Genomic DNA, 15819 nt, shown 5'->3' with positions numbered 1-15819 from the left:
CACGTGCCCCCTGTTTTCGGGTATCACACCGCCTCGCGGGCATCGCAGGTTTTCATCAGGGGGAAATAACGGCGATCCGCCTGGCTCATGTGACCCACGACCAGCTCCTGAATGATGAAGTTGAGCAGGGCGTCGTTGCCAAGGGTGCCCGCCTGTGCGGCCGCCATCAGCTGACCGGCTTTTTTCAGCAGATGCTGGTGCTCCTGGCGATGGGCCGCCAGCTCCTCATAGCCATATTGCGCGAGGACCTGCTCTTCGAAGAGGAAGTGCTGGCGCGCCATCTCGAATATCTGCGCCATGTCTGCCAGCAAGGCATCCGGATGGATGCCTGGATCCTGCATGTGCTCGAGCAAGCGGTTGGCTAGCAGGTAGAGCTGGCGGTGGTCCGCATCGATGCGGGGGTGGCCGCATGCGTGGGCGGGCTGCCATTGCAGGGTGCCGGGGAGGGGATCCTGCCCGGTGGAAAACAGGCAGACCCTGCCCCGACCATGGTGCTTGGCTTGATACATGGCCTGATCGGCGTGGTGCATCAGGGTCTTGGGGTCGGTGCCGTGATCCGGATAGAGGGCGACCCCTATGCTGCCGGAGATGTGCAGCGCCTGCTGCTCAAGCTGGAAGGGGTGATGCAGGCAGTGGTGCAGCTTGTCGGCGACCGCGAGGGCCGAGGCATCCGTATCGGGCAGCATGATGACGAATTCGTCCCCCCAAGGCGTGCCACCAGATCTTCTTCCCTGACGCACTCCCCCATGCGCTCGGCCACCAGCTTGAGCAGCAGGTCGCCGGTTTCGTGGCCGAAGGTGTCATTGATGGGCTTGAAGTGGTCGAGATCGATGAAGACCAGGGCCAGGGGCTGCTGGGGAGCCTGCTCCAGGGTCTCCTTGAGCCGCTGTTGCAGCAGGCGGCGGTTGGCCAGGCCGGTGAGGGGGTCATAGAAGGCGAGGCGGCGCATCATCTCCTCCCGGGCCGAACGTTCGGTGACATCCCGGGTCACCCCCAAAATGGCGTCCGGTCTTGTGCTGGCGCTGCCATGCAAGGTAGTGACCGTCTCGATGGCCACCAGATGACCCTGCTTGTGGCGCAGCTGGGAGTGGATGACGCACCGGGTCTGCCCATGATCCCCCCGTTGCCAGGCCTCGAGGGAGGCGGTGATGCCGTCGCGAAGCTGTTTCCAGGACTCATCGGGGAGCAGCTGGCGCAGGGAGAGGGCAAAGAGTTCGGCGGGCTCATAGCCGCTCAGGGACGCGATGGCGGGGCTGATGTAACGAAAACGCAGACTGTCGGTGTCCATGGTCCAGATCACGTCGCCGCTGTTCTCCGCCACGAAACGGTAGTGCTGCTCGCGCTGGGCCAGTTCCCGGGTGAGCCGCTGTCGGTCACTGGCCTCTTCCCGCAGACGCAGATAGAGGTGCAGGAAGACGCCGAGCAGGGCCAGCAGGGAGAAGGAGATCAGCATGGCGATGGCCACGCTCCTGTCGAGCAGTTGGCGCTGCTGGCGAAGGCTCGCCTGGGTACTGTTGTAGAGGAAGGGGGTGAGGTTGGGCACCGCCTTGATCATCCCGGCCTCCTGGTAGGTGCGGGCGATCTGCTGCCAGCGATCCTGCTGCATGTAGCCGGGCTCGATGATGTCGGGCTGCATCAGGGCCCGGGTTTCACGGGCCTCGAAGGCGAGCGCCTCGCGCCCGGCCCCGCTGGGGTAGTGCTCCAGGATCAGGTTGATCATCTCCTCGGGATGATCCATGGCATAGCGCCACCCCTTGAGGCTGGCCTGCAAGAAGCGCTGGACCCGTTCCTGCTGGTTGAAGACCTCATTTTCCGAGGTGAAGAGGTTGTCTCCGTAGAAGTCGTACCCGATGTCGCGGGGACTGAACACCCGGTAGGGAATGCCCTGTTGCTGCAGGGTGAAGGGCTCGGTTGTGCTGTAGGCGCTGATGGCGTCCGCCTGGCCCCTCAGCAGTGCCTGTACCCCCCGCTCGTAGGGCAGGGTATCCCACTGCCGGCTGCGGGTGTAGCGATGCAGGTAGGTGAGCAGCTCGTTGGAGCCGGGTTCGAGCATCAGCCGCTTGTTGGCCAGATCGCCCGGGGTCTGGATATCCGGCCGCTCCAGGGTGATGAGCATCAGGGGGGAGTGCTGCAACATGGCGGCGAGCACCACCACAGGGCGGCCTGCTGCCCGGGCCAGCAGCAGATCGCTGCCGCGGATGCCAAACTGGGCACGACCCGTGGTGACTTCATTGATGACGTCGGTGCCCGGCCCCGCCTCCCGCAGGGTGACCTGCAGGCCGACCTCCTGGTAGAACCCCTTGGCGATGGCGGCGTAGTAACCGGCAAACTGGAACTGGTGCTGCCAGGGAAGTTGCAGGATGACGCGCTCATCCGCCCTGAGGGGAGCCGTGGTCAGGGTGGCAATCATCACCCAGAAAGGCAGAAGCCAGCGTACAGGCTGGCGAGATGCATCGGACTCCGTCATACCGCTGTTCTCTCGGGAGGTGCTCTTCTGGCTAGAGTCAAACAATTTCCTGCCATTCGCAAGGGGAGCAGGCCCCAATAAGATGGGGCGCGGGAGGCAGTAAAAGTCATTTTTGTGTCATTCATCACGTCAATGGGCGTCACGGCTCGTTTTGAAACCTTGTCAACCCGTCACCGGCCCGGTGACAAGGGCATAAGGTGTCATTCCAGGAGGGGTGGCTGCCGCCTCTCTTCTCGCCTGTTAATGATAAACTGCGTGTTTTCGGCGACTCCCTCTTGTCTTCTCCTGTCGTATCAGAAGTTGATGCTCTTGCCCCGATCGGATGTCGACCTGTGGCGGTCGGGGGACGCCTTCCTTCGTTCAGGGTGGTATGGTAGTCATCCGTTTCCTGTTTTCCGAGAAGGTCCTGTCATGTCTTCCTTGCGCCTGCTGCTCTCCGACTCCCACGATCCCCTGTTCAACCTCGCGGTGGAGGAGTGCATTTTTCGCCAGATGGACCCGGCCCAGCGGGTGCTGTTCCTGTGGCGCAACGACAATACGGTGGTGATAGGCCGGGCCCAGAACCCCTGGAAGGAGTGCAACACCCGCCGCATGGAAGAGGACGGGGTGACCCTGGCCCGGCGCAGCAGCGGGGGTGGCGCCGTGTTCCACGACCTTGGCAACAGCTGTTTCACCTTCATGGCGGGCAAGCCCGGTTATGACAAGAGCGTCTCCACCACCATCGTCATCGATGCCCTCGCCAGACTCGGCGTGAGCGCTTTTGCCTCCGGGCGCAACGACCTGCTGGTGGCGACCCCGGACGGGGATCGCAAGGTGTCGGGTTCGGCCTACCGGGAGAACCATGATCGCGGCTTTCACCACGGTACCCTGCTGCTGGATGCTGATCTCGGCCGCCTTGCCCACTACCTCAATCCCGACCCCAAGAAGCTGGCGGCCAAGGGCATCAGTTCGGTGAGAAGCCGGGTGGCGAACCTTGGCGAGCTGCTGCCTGGTCTGGATCATGAGCAGGTGGTACAGGCCCTGTGCGACGCCTTCTTTGCCCATTACGGTGAGGTGGTGCCGCCCGAGCATATCTCCCCCGAGCGGATGCCCGACCTGCCCGGCTTTGCCGAGACTTTTGCCCGCCAACGCAGCTGGGAGTGGAACTTCGGCCATGCTCCCGCCTTCAGCCACCTGCTGGAGGAGCGCTTCCCCTGGGGCGGGGTCGAGCTTCATTTCGACGTGGAGAAGGGGGTGATAGGACGGGCACAGATCTTCAGTGACACCCTGGACCCTGCGCCCCTGGATGACCTGGCCGCACGCCTGCCCGGGGTGGCCTATCGTCCCGACGCCATCGACGAGTTGCTGCGTCAGTGGCGGGCGACGTTTTCGGCCAACTCCGAGCTGGAAGGGTTTTCGGCATGGCTGCTGACCGCCCTGCGCTGACCTTGCCCATGACCAGGATCACAAGATGAACAGGGGAAAAGAGGGGAGAGGGGGCGCGGCGCCCATCAGGGCGCCAACATGACAAAAAGTAGGGCAGACCATTAGTTATTGTCTCTGTTGATAGAGGTGTCACTGGAGTATAAAAACCGCACCTCAGCAGTATCAATGGTATAAAAATGAATCACTTGGTCTATCTGAAAGATGAGGGCGTCAACGCCGTCTCCCCCGAATTCGCCCGCCGTTTTGCCACCGTCAAAGCCCACTTTTTCTCACGCAACCCCGACCTCTGGCCGGTGTTTCGCGAGCCCGGCTTTGCCACCCTCAACGAGTTTCGCGCCCGTGGACTGGCGCCGGACGCGCGCCTCAATGCCTGGCCAGATGGCCGCGCCCGTCTCGCGGATCTCTGCGAGACCATGCCGGTGCCCGCGCAGATGCGTACCCCGGGGGAGCCCATGACGGAGCTGCTGTTTGCCGGCGCCCTGTCAAAGGATTGGGAGAACCCCTCCAGCGTCGAGAACGTCATCACCATGTCGGCGGATCCCGCCATCTACGGCGCCCAGATGGGCATTTTGGCCAACCCCAACCTGGTCTACTCCGAATACGCCGGGGTGGCCGAGGAGCTGGAGAAGAAGGTAGTGCGCCAGATAGCACTGCTGGCGGGTTACGACCCGGCCCGCGCCACCGGCATCTTCACCCAGGGGGGGACCTTCTGTAACCTCTACGGCTACCTGCTCGGCATTCGCAAGAGCCTGCCGGAAGCCAAGCACAAGGGGCTCGGCCACTATCAGGACTACCGCATCATCAACTCCCAGGGCGGCCACTACTCCAACATCACCAACCTCTCCCTGCTCGGGGTGGACATCGAGAACAAGACCATCCGCATCCAGGTCGGGGAGAACAACGACATCGATCTCGCGGATCTCGAGCGCACCCTGACCGCCTGTTTTGCCTTGAAGCACGTGGTGCCTACCATCATGCTCACCATGGGTACCACCGACACCTTCGGGGTGGATCAGGTCAAACCCGTGGTGGACCTGCGGGATCGCCTGTGCGAGCGCTTCGAGGTGGCGGTCAAGCCCCACATCCACGTGGACGCCGCCATCGGCTGGTCGATGATCTTCTTCCTGGGTTACGACTTTGCCGCCAACCCCCTGGCCATCAACGCCGCGACCCTGGCCGGCATCGAGCGCAACGTGGCGCGCTTTGCCGAGCTCAAATACGCCGATTCGTTCACCGTCGACTTCCAGAAGTGGGGCTATGTGCCCTACACCTCCAGCCTGGTGATGATCAAGGAGCAGAACGACCTCAAGGCGATGGAGAACGATCCGGAGAACTTCTCCTACTTCGAGCGCGACATCCAGGGCCACACCCACCTGCAGTCCACCATCGAGTGCTCCCGCGGGGCGAGCGGCCTGTTCGGTGCCTACGCGGCCCTCAACTACCTGGGGGTCGAGGGGTATCGCACCGTGCTGGCCCACTGCCTGCAAAACGCCAACTACTTCCGCTTCCGTCTGAGCCAGCTCGGCAACGTCAAGCTGGTGGCCCAGGAGAACCAGGGGCCGAGCGTGGGCTTCAAGATCTACAACCCCGAGTGGGTGCAGGATCCGGAGGCCGAGTTCGCCTTCGAGCTGGCCCGCAGTCCCGACCCCGCCTACAAGGCGCGGCTGGCACGCAACACCGAATACCACCGCAGCCTCTTCACCGGGCGCGGCAAGGTGGGGCTCTACACCAACTGGGTGGAGGCGGTGGCCCGCTCCGATTACGACGCGCGCGGCCGTTACTCCTACATCGCCGGGGAAAAGGCGGTATTCATGAACCCGGCTTGCAGCCGCGAGCAGATCGACGCCTTTATCGACCACATTCGCGGCTGAGGATCGGCCCGGCGCTGACAAGCAGACAACAAAACGGCGGGTTCAACCCGCCGTTTTTTTACTGCCCTTGTGAGTGGTTACTGCTTCTGCAGCTTCGTCACCGTGAGCTTTCCAGCCGGACTTTCGGCGTGGAAGCTCACCGCATCCCCGACCTTGAACCCTTCCATCAGGGCGGGATCGGCCACCTGGAAGACCATGGTCATGGGGGGCATCTTGAGGTTCGCGATGGCCTCGTGCTTGATGCCTACCTTGCCGTTTTGCGTGTCGATACGGCTGATGACCCCCTTGGTCATCACCTTCTCCTCCATGCCATCCATGCCCTCCATCTGGCCCATCTCCCCCATCTGGCTCATGTCGTGCCCTTCGTGGTTCATCATCTCCTCGGCCTGCAGGCCGGTGTGGGTGGCGAGGCCCAATAGCAGGGTCAGCGTCAGCGTCTTGTAGTTCATGATGGTTTCCTTGTTTGTGTTGTCCGGTTGATCAGGGTGCAGTCGGGGTATCCGTCTGCGACGTCGTGTGTTCAAGGGTTTTCAGGGTGCGGCTGCGCCACAGGTAGTAGGCGGCGGGCAGCACCAGCAGGGTCAGCACCAGCGCCGTCACCATGCCGCCGATCATGGGGGCGGCGATTCGCTGCATCACCTCCGAGCCGGTGCCATGGCTCCACATGATGGGCAGAAGGCCGGCGATGATGGTGACCACCGTCATCATCTTGGGGCGCAGGCGCAGGGCGGCGCCGTGAATGACCGCCTGGTGCAGGCCGGCCTTGTCCGGTTTGCCGCTGGCCACCAGATCGTCCCAGGCGTGGTTGAGGTAGACCAGCATCAGCACCCCCGTCTCCACGGCCACCCCGGCCAGGGCGATGAAGCCGACGCCGACGCCCACCGAGAGGTTGAAGTCGAGCAGCCAGACGGCCCAGATCCCCCCGACCACCGCCAGCGGCAGGGTGGTGAGGATGAGCAGCACCTCCTGGAAGCGGTGAAACGCGAGATAGAGCAGCAGCACGATAATGGCGAGGGTCAGGGGCACCACGTAGGTGAGGCGCTCCATGGCCCGCTCCATGTATTCGTACTGACCTGACCAGGTGAGGGCGTAACCCGGTGGCAGCACCAGCTGCTTGTCCACCTCGGCCTTGGCCTCTGCCACAAAGGAGCCGATGTCGCGGCCACGGATGTCCACGTAGACCCAGCCGTTGAGGCGTGCGTTTTCGCTGCGCAGCATGGGCGCCTCGTCGCTGATGTAGACCCGGGCCACGTCCGCCAGGGCGATCCGCTCACCCTTGGGGGTGACCAGGGGCAGCAGTTCGAGGCTGGCCACCGAATCGCGATAGCTCTGGGGATAGCGCAGGTTGATGGGGTAACGTTCGCGCCCCTCAATGGTCTGCCCCACGTCCATGCCGCCCACCGCGGTGGCGAGCACCGCCTGCACGTCGGCGATGTTGAGGCCGTAGCGGGCCGCCTTGAGCCGATCGATATCCACCTTGACGTAGCGACCGCCCGCCACCCGCTCGGCGTAGACGGAGGCAGCGCCTTCCACCTTGCCGACAATTTGCTCGAGTTGCTGGCCAATCTGCTGGACCACCTTGAGGTCGGGGCCGGCGATCTTGATCCCCACCGGGGTCTTGATGCCGGTGGCCAGCATGTCGATACGGGTCTTGATGGGGGGCACCCAGGCGTTGGTGAGGCCGGGGAAGCGGATGAGGGAGTCGAGCTCTTCTTTCAGCTTCTCCGGGGTCATGCCGGGACGCCACTGATCGCGGGGCTTGAGCTGGATGCTGGTCTCCATCATCACCAGATCCGCCGGGTCGGTGGCCGAGTCGGCGCGCCCCGCCTTGCCGAACACGTTCTGTACCTCGGGCACGGTGCGGATGAGTTTGTCGGTCTGCTGCAAAATCTCCCGCGCCTTGCCCACCGAGATGTTGGTCGCCGTGGTGGGCATGTACATGATGTCCCCCTCATCGAGCGGCGGTATGAACTCGGAGCCCAGGTGCTGGAGCGGCCAGAAACCCGCGACCGTGACCACCAGGGCGGCGGCGAGGGTGGTCTTGGGGCGGGCCAGCACGGCATTGAGCAGGGGCACATAGGCCTGGCTCAAGCCACGGTTGAGGGGGTTGGCCTGCTCGGGCAATACCTTGCCGCGGATAAAATAGCCCATGATGACCGGCACCAGCGTGATGGCGAGCGCGGCGGCGGCGGCCATGGCGTAGGTCTTGGTGTAGGCCAGCGGGTGGAACATCCGTCCCTCCTGCGCCTCCAGGGCAAACACCGGCAGGAAGCTCATGGTGATGATGAGCAGGGAGAAGAAAATCGCCGGCCCCACCTCGATGCTCGCCTCGGTGATGATGCGCCAGCGGTTCTTGTCCGTTAATGCTTCCCGTTCCATGTGCTTGTGGACGTTCTCGATCATCACGATGGCGCCATCCACCATGGCGCCGATGGCGATAGCGATGCCCCCCAGCGACATGATGTTGGCGTTGATCCCCTGCAGGTGCATCACGATAAAGGCGGTCAGGATGGCGATGGGCAAGGAGATGACCACCACCAGCGATGAGCGCAGGTGGAACAGGAAGGCGAGGCAGACCAGCACCACCACCGCGAACTCCTCCACCAGCTTGCCGGAGAGGTTGTCGATGGCGCGCTGGATAAGGTCGGAGCGATCGTAGACGGTGACGATCTCCACCCCCTCTGGCAGGCTGCTCTTCAGCTGGGCGAGCCGCGCCTTGACCCCGTCGATGGTGTGCTGGGCATTCTCGCCGTAACGCATGACGATGATGCCGCCCACCACTTCCCCTTCGCCATTGAGCTCGGCCAGGCCGCGCCGGCTCTGGGGCCCGGTGACCACATCCGCCACATCCCCCAGCAGCAGCGGGGCGCCGCGCACAGTGGTACCGAGCGGGATCTGCTTCAGATCCTCGACGCTTTTCAGATAGCCGTTGGAGCGCACCATGTACTCCGCTTCCGCCATCTCGATGACGGAGGCGCCGGTCTCCTGATTGCCCTGCTTGATGGCGGTTTCGATAAGGGAGAGCGGGATGCCGTAGGCGCGCAGTTTGTCCGGGTCGACCCGCACCTGATACTGACGCACCATGCCGCCGACGGTGGCAACCTCGGAGACCCCCTCCACCGTCTGCAACTCGTACTTGAGGAACCAGTTCTGCAGGGAGGTGAGCTCGCTGAGATCGTGCTTGCCGCTCTTGTCCACCAGGGCGTACTGGTAGACCCAGCCCACCCCGGTGGCGTCCGGCCCGAGCTGGGGCTGGGCCCCGGCGGGCAGATTGGGGGCCACCTGGCTCAGATACTCCAGCACCCGGGCGCGGGCCCAGTAGAGGTCGGTGTCGTCGTCAAACAGCACATAGACGAAGGAGTCGCCGAAGAAGGAGTAGCCGCGCACCGTGGTGGCCCCCGGCACCGCCAGCATGGCGGTGGTGAGGGGGTAGGTCACCTGATCCTCCACCACCTGGGGCGCCTGGCCCGGGTAGGAGGTCTTGATGATCACCTGGACGTCGGAGAGATCCGGCAGGGCGTCCACCGGGGTCTGCTTGACCGACCAGAGGCCCCAGGCGGTGAGCATGACGGTCAGCAGCAGCACCAGGAAGCGGTTGCCGACGGACCAGCGAATGATGGCAGGGATCATGACTGGGCTCCTCTCATTCGGTGGGCTGGCAGCCGATTGGGTTTGTGCTCAATGCAGCGAAGCATGGCCGGGATCATGATTTATCCCCCATCTGGTGCTGGCTGTGATCCATGCCTTCCATGCCTGGCATCTCGCCCTTGGCCTCTTTCATCGGCTCGTCTGCTGCCGGTTTGTCTTCCACATGGATCTGGATGATGCGGTACTCGTCCCCCTCCTGCTCCACCTGCAGATGCAGGGTCTGATCCGGTTTCAGCTGGCTGATGTCCACGCCGTCGGCCACGGTGAAGTCCATCTCCATGGCGGGCCACTGCCACTCGGGAATGGGCTGGTGAGAGATGCCGAGGGTACGCCCGGCGAGATCGATGTTCTGCACCTGGCCCTGGGTCCACACCTGCATGGGACGCACCGCCGTCATGCGCTGGAAGTCCGAATCGATGGCCGATTCTGAGTCGAGTAGGAACTGGGCCGAGCTGACGATGCTGTCACCGGCTTCGACCCCCTCCTGGATGGCGACCTTGTCACCAAACTGGGGGCCCAGGGTGACGGCCACCGACTTGAAGTTGCCATCCCCCAGTGCCAGCACCAGCCGGTCCTGGCTGCCGGTGCGGATCACCGCTTCGCTCGGCACCACCAGGCGGGGTTCCCCCTTGCCGGTGCCGATGCTCACCTTGGCGAACATGTTGGGTTTCAGGAACTCGTCCGGGTTGTCGAAGCGCAGGCGGACCCGCAGGGTGCGGGTACTGGCATCGAGCGTCGGGTAGAGGTAGTCCACCCGACCCTGCCAGCGGCGGCCCGGGGCATAGTCCAGGGTCATGGTGACCGGATCGCCGACCTTGATCTGGGCGGCCTGGCGCTCGAACACCTCGGCGCTCACCCACACCTGCTTGAGGGTACTGATGTTGAAGAGGGGGGCGGCGGGCTCCACATACTGGCCTTCACGCACCTTGAGCTCGGAGACATAGCCGCTGCTCGGGGCATAGATGCGCACCGTCTCCTGCACCTTGCGGGTGCGCTTGAGGGCCGCTATCTGATCCGCCGGTACCTGCAGGGACTTGAGCTTGCCTTCGGCGGCGCGCAGCAGCAGCGGGTTGGTGGTATTGAGCGCCAGCAGGTACTCGTGCTGGGCGTTCACCAGATCCGGGGCGTAGAGATCGTAGATGAAGCTGCCCCTGGCCACCTGCTGCCCCTCGTTCTTGATGGCGAGGTTGCGGATCCAGCCCGCCATCCGGGAGTTGATGGCTTCGAGGCGCTCCTCGTCATATCCCACATAGCCCACCGTCTCGATCTGCTGGTGGACGGGCAGTTTTTCCACCTTGGCCAGCCGCACCCCCAGGTTCTGCTGGATCTCGGGGCTGATGGTAACGGTGCCCGGCGAGCCGCCCTGTTTCTCTTCATAGACGGGGATGAAGTCCATCCCCATGTTGTCCTTGGCGGGGGCATCGCGCTTGTCGCGGGGATCCATGGGATTGACCCAGTAGAGGGGGGCCTTCTCCTTGGCGGTAGTAGCGCCGCCCATCTTGGTGGCGGCCCAGTAACCGCCGCCAGCCCCGAGGACGAGCATCAGAGTCGACAGGATCAGGGTCTTGTTCATCGCAGGCCTCCGGCACGAGTCGAACGGGAGGCGCGGGCGCCGGCAACGGCGAAAATCTTGGCTGATGACATGGTTACATCTTCTCTTCTATCAGGCCGCCTGACCGGGTTCCTGCATGAGCGTCGTGTCCAGGGGCGGGGCAGAGGCGTTATTCACGCACCTGCGTCACGCAACACTCGAATCACAGCGAACGGGTTGGGCGGCAAACGGAGCACTGCCGACGAGTCGGCCGGTGCACGGCACTTGTTGCAATGGCGAACCATCGCCCGGGCTAACGGGAGAAGCGGTTTCTAATGGCGCAGCACGGACAACATCAGATGCCGTCTGGGCCAGGAAGGGGGATGGGTACCACGCAGGCGCAGGAAGGGATCCCGCAACCAGTTGTCCAGCAGGGGGCCGATACTCCACGAAGAGGGGAGCAACAGCAGGGGCAGCAACAGCAGTGACAGCAGCATGCCGAGCAGGGGGGGCGCACTGGCGGCGCCGGATAAGCCGGGCTGCATCTGACACTCATCCCCCGGCAGGGTCCCCGCATTCAGTGTGCCCGAATGGCAGGAGAGGGAGGCGGTGTCGATCTGGTCAGGGGTCATGGCGGCGTGCCGTACCGGCCCGCTCTGGTGCAGCCCATGAGACAGGGAGGGCTGTGGCGGGGTCAGGATGGGACCGGATGCGTCGCCCGGAAAGGCGGTGGCCACCCCATGCCAGCCGATGCACAGGGTGAGATTGCAGACGAGCACCAGCGCCAGCAATAGCCGGGCGATGAGCGCTGTAGGCAATCTCGATGACAACATGGTGCAGGTTCCCTGTGACGTATGGGATGAATGTAAACCTTACCTATAGGAGAAGGTCAAGGTTCGCCCTGTACCATCTGCCAAAGAGTTGATATGGATTAAGAAATGCCGGATTGGCTGACGAAGAGGCCCCCGCGTGGCGGGGGCTCAGGGTCAGGAGTGACAGGGCAGCCCGACGGCCGGGATCAGGCGAAGCAGGTCCAGATGGGGGCGTGATCGGAGGGCTTGTCGATGCCGCGCAGCTCATAGTCGATGCCGGTCTCGGTCACCTTGTCCTTGAGGGCGTCGGAGGCCATGATGAGGTCGATGCGCAGACCCCGGTTCTCGTCAAAGCCCCTGGAGCGGTAGTCGAACCAGGAGAAGCGCTCGCACTCGGTGGGGTTGGCGGCGCGGAAGGTGTCGGTCAGGCCGAACCCCTTGAGCCGTTCCATCCACTCCCGCTCGATGGGCAGGAAGGAGCACTTGCCATCCCGCAGCCAGCGCTTGCGATTCGCCTCGCCGATGCCGATGTCGAGATCCGTGGGGGAGATGTTCATATCCCCGATCAGCGCTATCTGATCGTCTGGGCTGTGGTGGGTCTCGAGGTAGTGCTGCAGGTCTTCATAGAACTTCTGCTTGGCCGGGAACTTGGTCTCGTGATCCAGGCTCTCCCCTTGCGGGAAATAGCCGTTCATCACTGTGATGATGGAGCCATCTTCCCGCTTAAAGTCGGCCATGATCATGCGGCGCTGGGCGTCTTCCTCATCGGTGGGAAAGCCTTTTTGCACCTTGAGCGGCTTCTGCTTGCTCATGATGGCCACCCCGTAGTGACCCTTCTGGCCGTGGAATTCCACGTGATAGCCCATGGCCTCCACGTCCGCCACCGGGAAGGCCTCGTCGTGGACCTTGATCTCCTGCAGGCCGATCACATCCGGCTGGTGCTTGTCGATAAGGGCTTGCAACTGATGAAGACGGGCGCGCAGGCCATTGATATTGAAAGAGATGATCTTCATGTTCGGGGTGCTCATGTCGTTTTTGTTCGTCGCTTATTGGACTAGGAATCCGCGATGGATGCAAGTTCGGGGGCTGTGACTGGCGCAGCGGCTCGGTAATCTGTTCACGATCTGTCGCGAGAGTCTGTCAGCAAGGTGACGCGCAGCAGAGGAGCCTGAGTGCATATGTATACATGGAAGCGCCTGGCGACACATAAGCGAGCAGCACATGAGCCTTGGAAGCGGCTTCCCAGCAAGATCGTGGACAGGTTTCTAGCGGGTCATCTTCTTGACAAACACCACCACGAACAGTGCAAGCGTGAAGCTGCCGGTAAAGGCTTCGAAGGCGGCGAAGATCCGCGACAACCCCACCGGGGTGAAGTCCCCATACCCCAGCGTGGTGAAGGTCACCACGCTGTAGTAGAGGCACTCCATCAGGAAGATGGCGTTCTGCTCCAGAGGAGCGTCCGGGCGATAGATGAGGTGGGTGCCCGCGAAGTTGAGGCCGCAGAAGAAGTAAAAAATGCTGCAGATGACGATGAGCAGCAGGGAGAAGAGCACCACCCGCATGGGGGCCTCGCCGTAACCGCAGAAGAGATCCACTATCCAGGAGGCGAAGCGGCGGTAGGACCAGAACGGCATCTGCAGGCGGCGCATGGTGAGCTCCTGCTGGATGTAGCGACCGGACATGGTGAAGATGCCCTGGGCCTCCGAGGCCTTGCGCAGATCTCGGTAGGCCTCCTCCGCCTCCTTGAACCAGACGCGGGCCTGCGCCGGGTCCCGCTCGCGGCGCCCCTTTCTGTCCTGCATCAGTCGCTTGCCCGTCTCCAGGTTGTCGAGGCGGGTGTTCTTCCAGCGGATGCCGAGCAGGTTGACGTCGTCGAGGGTGGCGCAGTGGAGGTTCGCTTCGCTCAGATCGGCCTTCATCAGGCTGCCGCCCTTGATGCGAATGCCGTAGAGATGGGCACCTCGCAGGTTGGCGCGATAGAGGTTGCACTGCTCCAGCAAGAATCCCTCCGGACCCTGCCTGTTCACCAGGTTGAGATCCGCCAGCTCGGCGCGGGCCAGTTGCAGGCCGTGGCACAGGCCTCCCTGGCGCACATAGCGCTCCAGCGCCTCGGCGGTATCAGGGGTGTTGTGGGCCGCAGCGGGGTCGTGCCAGCGGCAGAGATCATGATCCCCTGCCTCTTCGGTGCAGTGGCGGCCATCGGCCACCAGGTATCGGCACATTGCCATGGTGTTGCCCCTCCCTTCCCTGAGTCAGTATCAGCATAGGTGAGGGGAGGAGGGGGGATATCAGCTGTGCTGATGATATTCCTGGCGCAGCTTGCGAAAACGTTCCTGCTGGGCGGGGTTGAGGGGGATGCCCTCCAGCACCTCCAGGGTCTCCTTGCACTCGGCGCCAAACTCCGGGCTCTTGCGGTTCTTCTGCATGAGTTGCAGCAGCACCTGGATCTTGTTGAGGGCGGCGCCGGTATTGGCGGGCGCCCGCGCAGGGCCTCGCGAAAGTGGCCTAGGGCCTGCTCCAGCTCCCCGGCCTGATAGGCCTTGATGCCCAGATCGTTGAGCTGCTGATAGCGCTGGCGCCGCTCCTGCACCGTCTTGTCATCCCGGGTCACCTGGATGCAGGTGGTGAGCAGCCGATCCTCATCCTCCGCCAGCAGGGGTTGCAGGCTCTCGGCGTACTCGAACTCCCCGAGCTGATAGAGGGCGAGTATGGTCTCGCCAAGGAGAGCCGGAGGCATGGTGGCGGGCTTGTCCAGCCAGTTCTGGTTGGCGCGATAGAGCATCTTCTTGCCCTTGAGCAGCTCCCCCAGAGCGATGCGCACCCGGGCCTGGCAGATCTGCTCGAACACCGGGTAGTTGAACTCCGACATCATCAGGGAGTCGCGGATGCGCGACAGGGCGGAGTTCACCTGCTTTTGCAGGTTGGCGATGTGGTAGCCGTCGTTGCTGTTGAGGGCGTACAAGGTGAGGGTCTGGATATAGGCCCCGAGATAATGCGGCGTGCGGTGGATCGAGTTGCGCGACAAGTCGATGAGGGCGAGCAGCACGTCCTTGGCCTGGGCGTAGTCGTGCCGTTGCAGGCACACCTCCGCCAGACGGCGGGAGAGCTGCACCGACTGGGGAGAGATGTCCACCGCCCGGCGCAGCTCCTGCTGGGCCTGCTCGTCATTGCCCAGCGCCAGCAGGGACTCCGCGAGCCAGAGGTAAGCCTCCACCATCAGGGGGGTGTGTTTCAGGGTGGCTTGCAGGTGGCTCACCGCCTCCTCGTGCAGACCCAGGGTATGGCACGCCTTGCCCAGGGTGAGGCGAGCCCAGCTGTTCTCCTGCCCCGCCAGCAGCTGGCGCATCAGGCTGCGGGCCTCCTTGGCCTGGCCCAGCTTGAGCTGGGTGTCGGCCTGCAGGCAGCGGCAGAAGTTGGCAAAGCGGGGCACCGCGTCCGCCTGTTTGGCACAGGCCTCCACCAGGGCGGGCAGATCGTCCCGGGTGAGGGCGCTGAAGACGCTCTCCAGTGCCTGGCGACGGGCGAGGGCGCGTTTGAGGCGAAACGAGAACTGCTCCTGGGAGAAGGGCTTCATCAGGTATTCGTCGGGCTCGGCTTCCAGCGCGCTCAGCACCATGGCGCGGGAGCCGTCGCTGCTGACCATGATCACCACGCTTTGGGGCGGAATGAGTTGCTGATCCCGCAGGCTTTCCAGCAACTGGCGGCCGTTCTCGCCCGCCCCCAGCTCATAGTCGAGCAGATAGATGTCGAAGCTCTCTTTCTGGCAGCGGCGGCGCGCCTCGTCGGCGGAGTTGGTGTAGGTGATGCGGTTGATACCGATGTTGATCAGCATCGCCTTCATCATCATCTGGAAGGAACGCTGTTCGTTGACCAGCAGGATGCGCTTGGGCTTGGGCTGGGGTTTCTTCTCGGGTACGGAGTCCGGTGTCTGCATCTGTCTGGCATCAAGGCGCTACGGGCTGGTGGGAGAAGTGTGCCACCAAAGTCCGCAGACAGGCAATCGGACGCGGGCCGAGCCCCCGCTTTTTCCCGCCGGGAGCGGATCGCAAAAATGCACGCCGCACC

General features: G+C 63.5%; 8 protein-coding genes and 2 pseudogenes. 2 read left to right on the top strand and 8 right to left on the bottom strand.

Features of this window, described 5'->3' with window-relative positions; all coding sequences use genetic code 11:
• Positions 1 to 23: 23 nt before the first annotated feature.
• Positions 24 to 2410, bottom strand: a pseudogene (locus HKD46_RS05200) (diguanylate cyclase domain-containing protein).
• Positions 2411 to 2878: 468 nt separating this feature from the next.
• Here HKD46_RS05200 and HKD46_RS05195 point away from each other — a divergent pair.
• Both HKD46_RS05195 and HKD46_RS05190 read left to right on the top strand, forming a co-directional pair.
• Complete coding sequence (locus tag HKD46_RS05195) at positions 2879 to 3892, top strand: lipoate--protein ligase (protein ID WP_052815046.1); 1014 nt, start codon at positions 2879 to 2881, stop codon at positions 3890 to 3892.
• 176 nt (positions 3893 to 4068) lie between these two features.
• On the top strand, positions 4069 to 5763 hold the full coding sequence (locus HKD46_RS05190) for a pyridoxal-dependent decarboxylase (RefSeq protein ID WP_052815047.1): 1695 nt from the start codon (positions 4069 to 4071) through the stop codon (positions 5761 to 5763).
• 77 nt (positions 5764 to 5840) lie between these two features.
• Here the strand turns inward: HKD46_RS05190 and HKD46_RS05185 are convergent, their stop codons facing one another.
• From HKD46_RS05185 to HKD46_RS05155, 7 genes and pseudogenes are all read right to left on the bottom strand, one after another.
• Complete coding sequence (locus HKD46_RS05185; RefSeq protein ID WP_043759198.1) at positions 5841 to 6212, bottom strand: copper-binding protein; 372 nt, start codon at positions 6210 to 6212, stop codon at positions 5841 to 5843.
• Between the two features lie 31 nt (positions 6213 to 6243).
• Positions 6244 to 9393, bottom strand: a complete 3150-nt coding sequence (locus tag HKD46_RS05180) for an efflux RND transporter permease subunit (protein ID WP_171864991.1) — start codon at positions 9391 to 9393, stop codon at positions 6244 to 6246.
• A gap of 73 nt (positions 9394 to 9466) precedes the next feature.
• A complete protein-coding gene (locus tag HKD46_RS05175; RefSeq protein ID WP_052815049.1) occupies positions 9467 to 10984 on the bottom strand; it encodes an efflux RND transporter periplasmic adaptor subunit in 1518 nt (505 codons plus the stop codon).
• Positions 10985 to 11274: 290 nt separating this feature from the next.
• Positions 11275 to 11775, bottom strand: coding sequence for a hypothetical protein (locus HKD46_RS05170; protein WP_109422019.1), 501 nt, complete (start codon positions 11773 to 11775; stop codon positions 11275 to 11277).
• Between the two features lie 185 nt (positions 11776 to 11960).
• Positions 11961 to 12767: an exodeoxyribonuclease III gene (xthA, locus tag HKD46_RS05165; protein WP_109422020.1), complete on the bottom strand. Its 807-nt coding sequence runs from the start codon at positions 12765 to 12767 to the stop codon at positions 11961 to 11963.
• Between the two features lie 252 nt (positions 12768 to 13019).
• Positions 13020 to 13982, bottom strand: a complete 963-nt coding sequence (locus tag HKD46_RS05160) for an ion channel (RefSeq protein WP_109422021.1) — start codon at positions 13980 to 13982, stop codon at positions 13020 to 13022.
• Positions 13983 to 14042: 60 nt separating this feature from the next.
• Positions 14043 to 15688: pseudogene (locus tag HKD46_RS05155) on the bottom strand (tetratricopeptide repeat protein).
• Positions 15689 to 15819 lie beyond the last annotated feature (131 nt).

Source organism: Aeromonas sp. TW 6, from assembly GCF_013168745.1.
Classification (GTDB): domain Bacteria; phylum Pseudomonadota; class Gammaproteobacteria; order Enterobacterales; family Aeromonadaceae; genus Aeromonas; species Aeromonas caviae.
Note: the sequence above shows the minus strand (reverse complement) of the source record. Positions and strands in the feature narration are given on the sequence as shown.

Excerpts from the sequence above, each read along its gene's own strand:
- HKD46_RS05170 (WP_109422019.1), bottom strand. The coding sequence starts at position 11,775 with ATGTTGTCATCGAGATTGCCTACAGCGCTCATCGCCCGGCTATTGCTG.
- HKD46_RS05160 (WP_109422021.1), bottom strand. The coding sequence starts at position 13,982 with ATGGCAATGTGCCGATACCTGGTGGCCGATGGCCGCCACTGCACCGAA.
- HKD46_RS05190 (WP_052815047.1), top strand. The coding sequence starts at position 4,069 with ATGAATCACTTGGTCTATCTGAAAGATGAGGGCGTCAACGCCGTCTCC.
- xthA (WP_109422020.1), bottom strand. The coding sequence starts at position 12,767 with ATGAAGATCATCTCTTTCAATATCAATGGCCTGCGCGCCCGTCTTCAT.
- HKD46_RS05185 (WP_043759198.1), bottom strand. The coding sequence starts at position 6,212 with ATGAACTACAAGACGCTGACGCTGACCCTGCTATTGGGCCTCGCCACC.
- HKD46_RS05195 (WP_052815046.1), top strand. The coding sequence starts at position 2,879 with ATGTCTTCCTTGCGCCTGCTGCTCTCCGACTCCCACGATCCCCTGTTC.
- HKD46_RS05175 (WP_052815049.1), bottom strand. The coding sequence starts at position 10,984 with ATGAACAAGACCCTGATCCTGTCGACTCTGATGCTCGTCCTCGGGGCT.
- HKD46_RS05180 (WP_171864991.1), bottom strand. The coding sequence starts at position 9,393 with ATGATCCCTGCCATCATTCGCTGGTCCGTCGGCAACCGCTTCCTGGTG.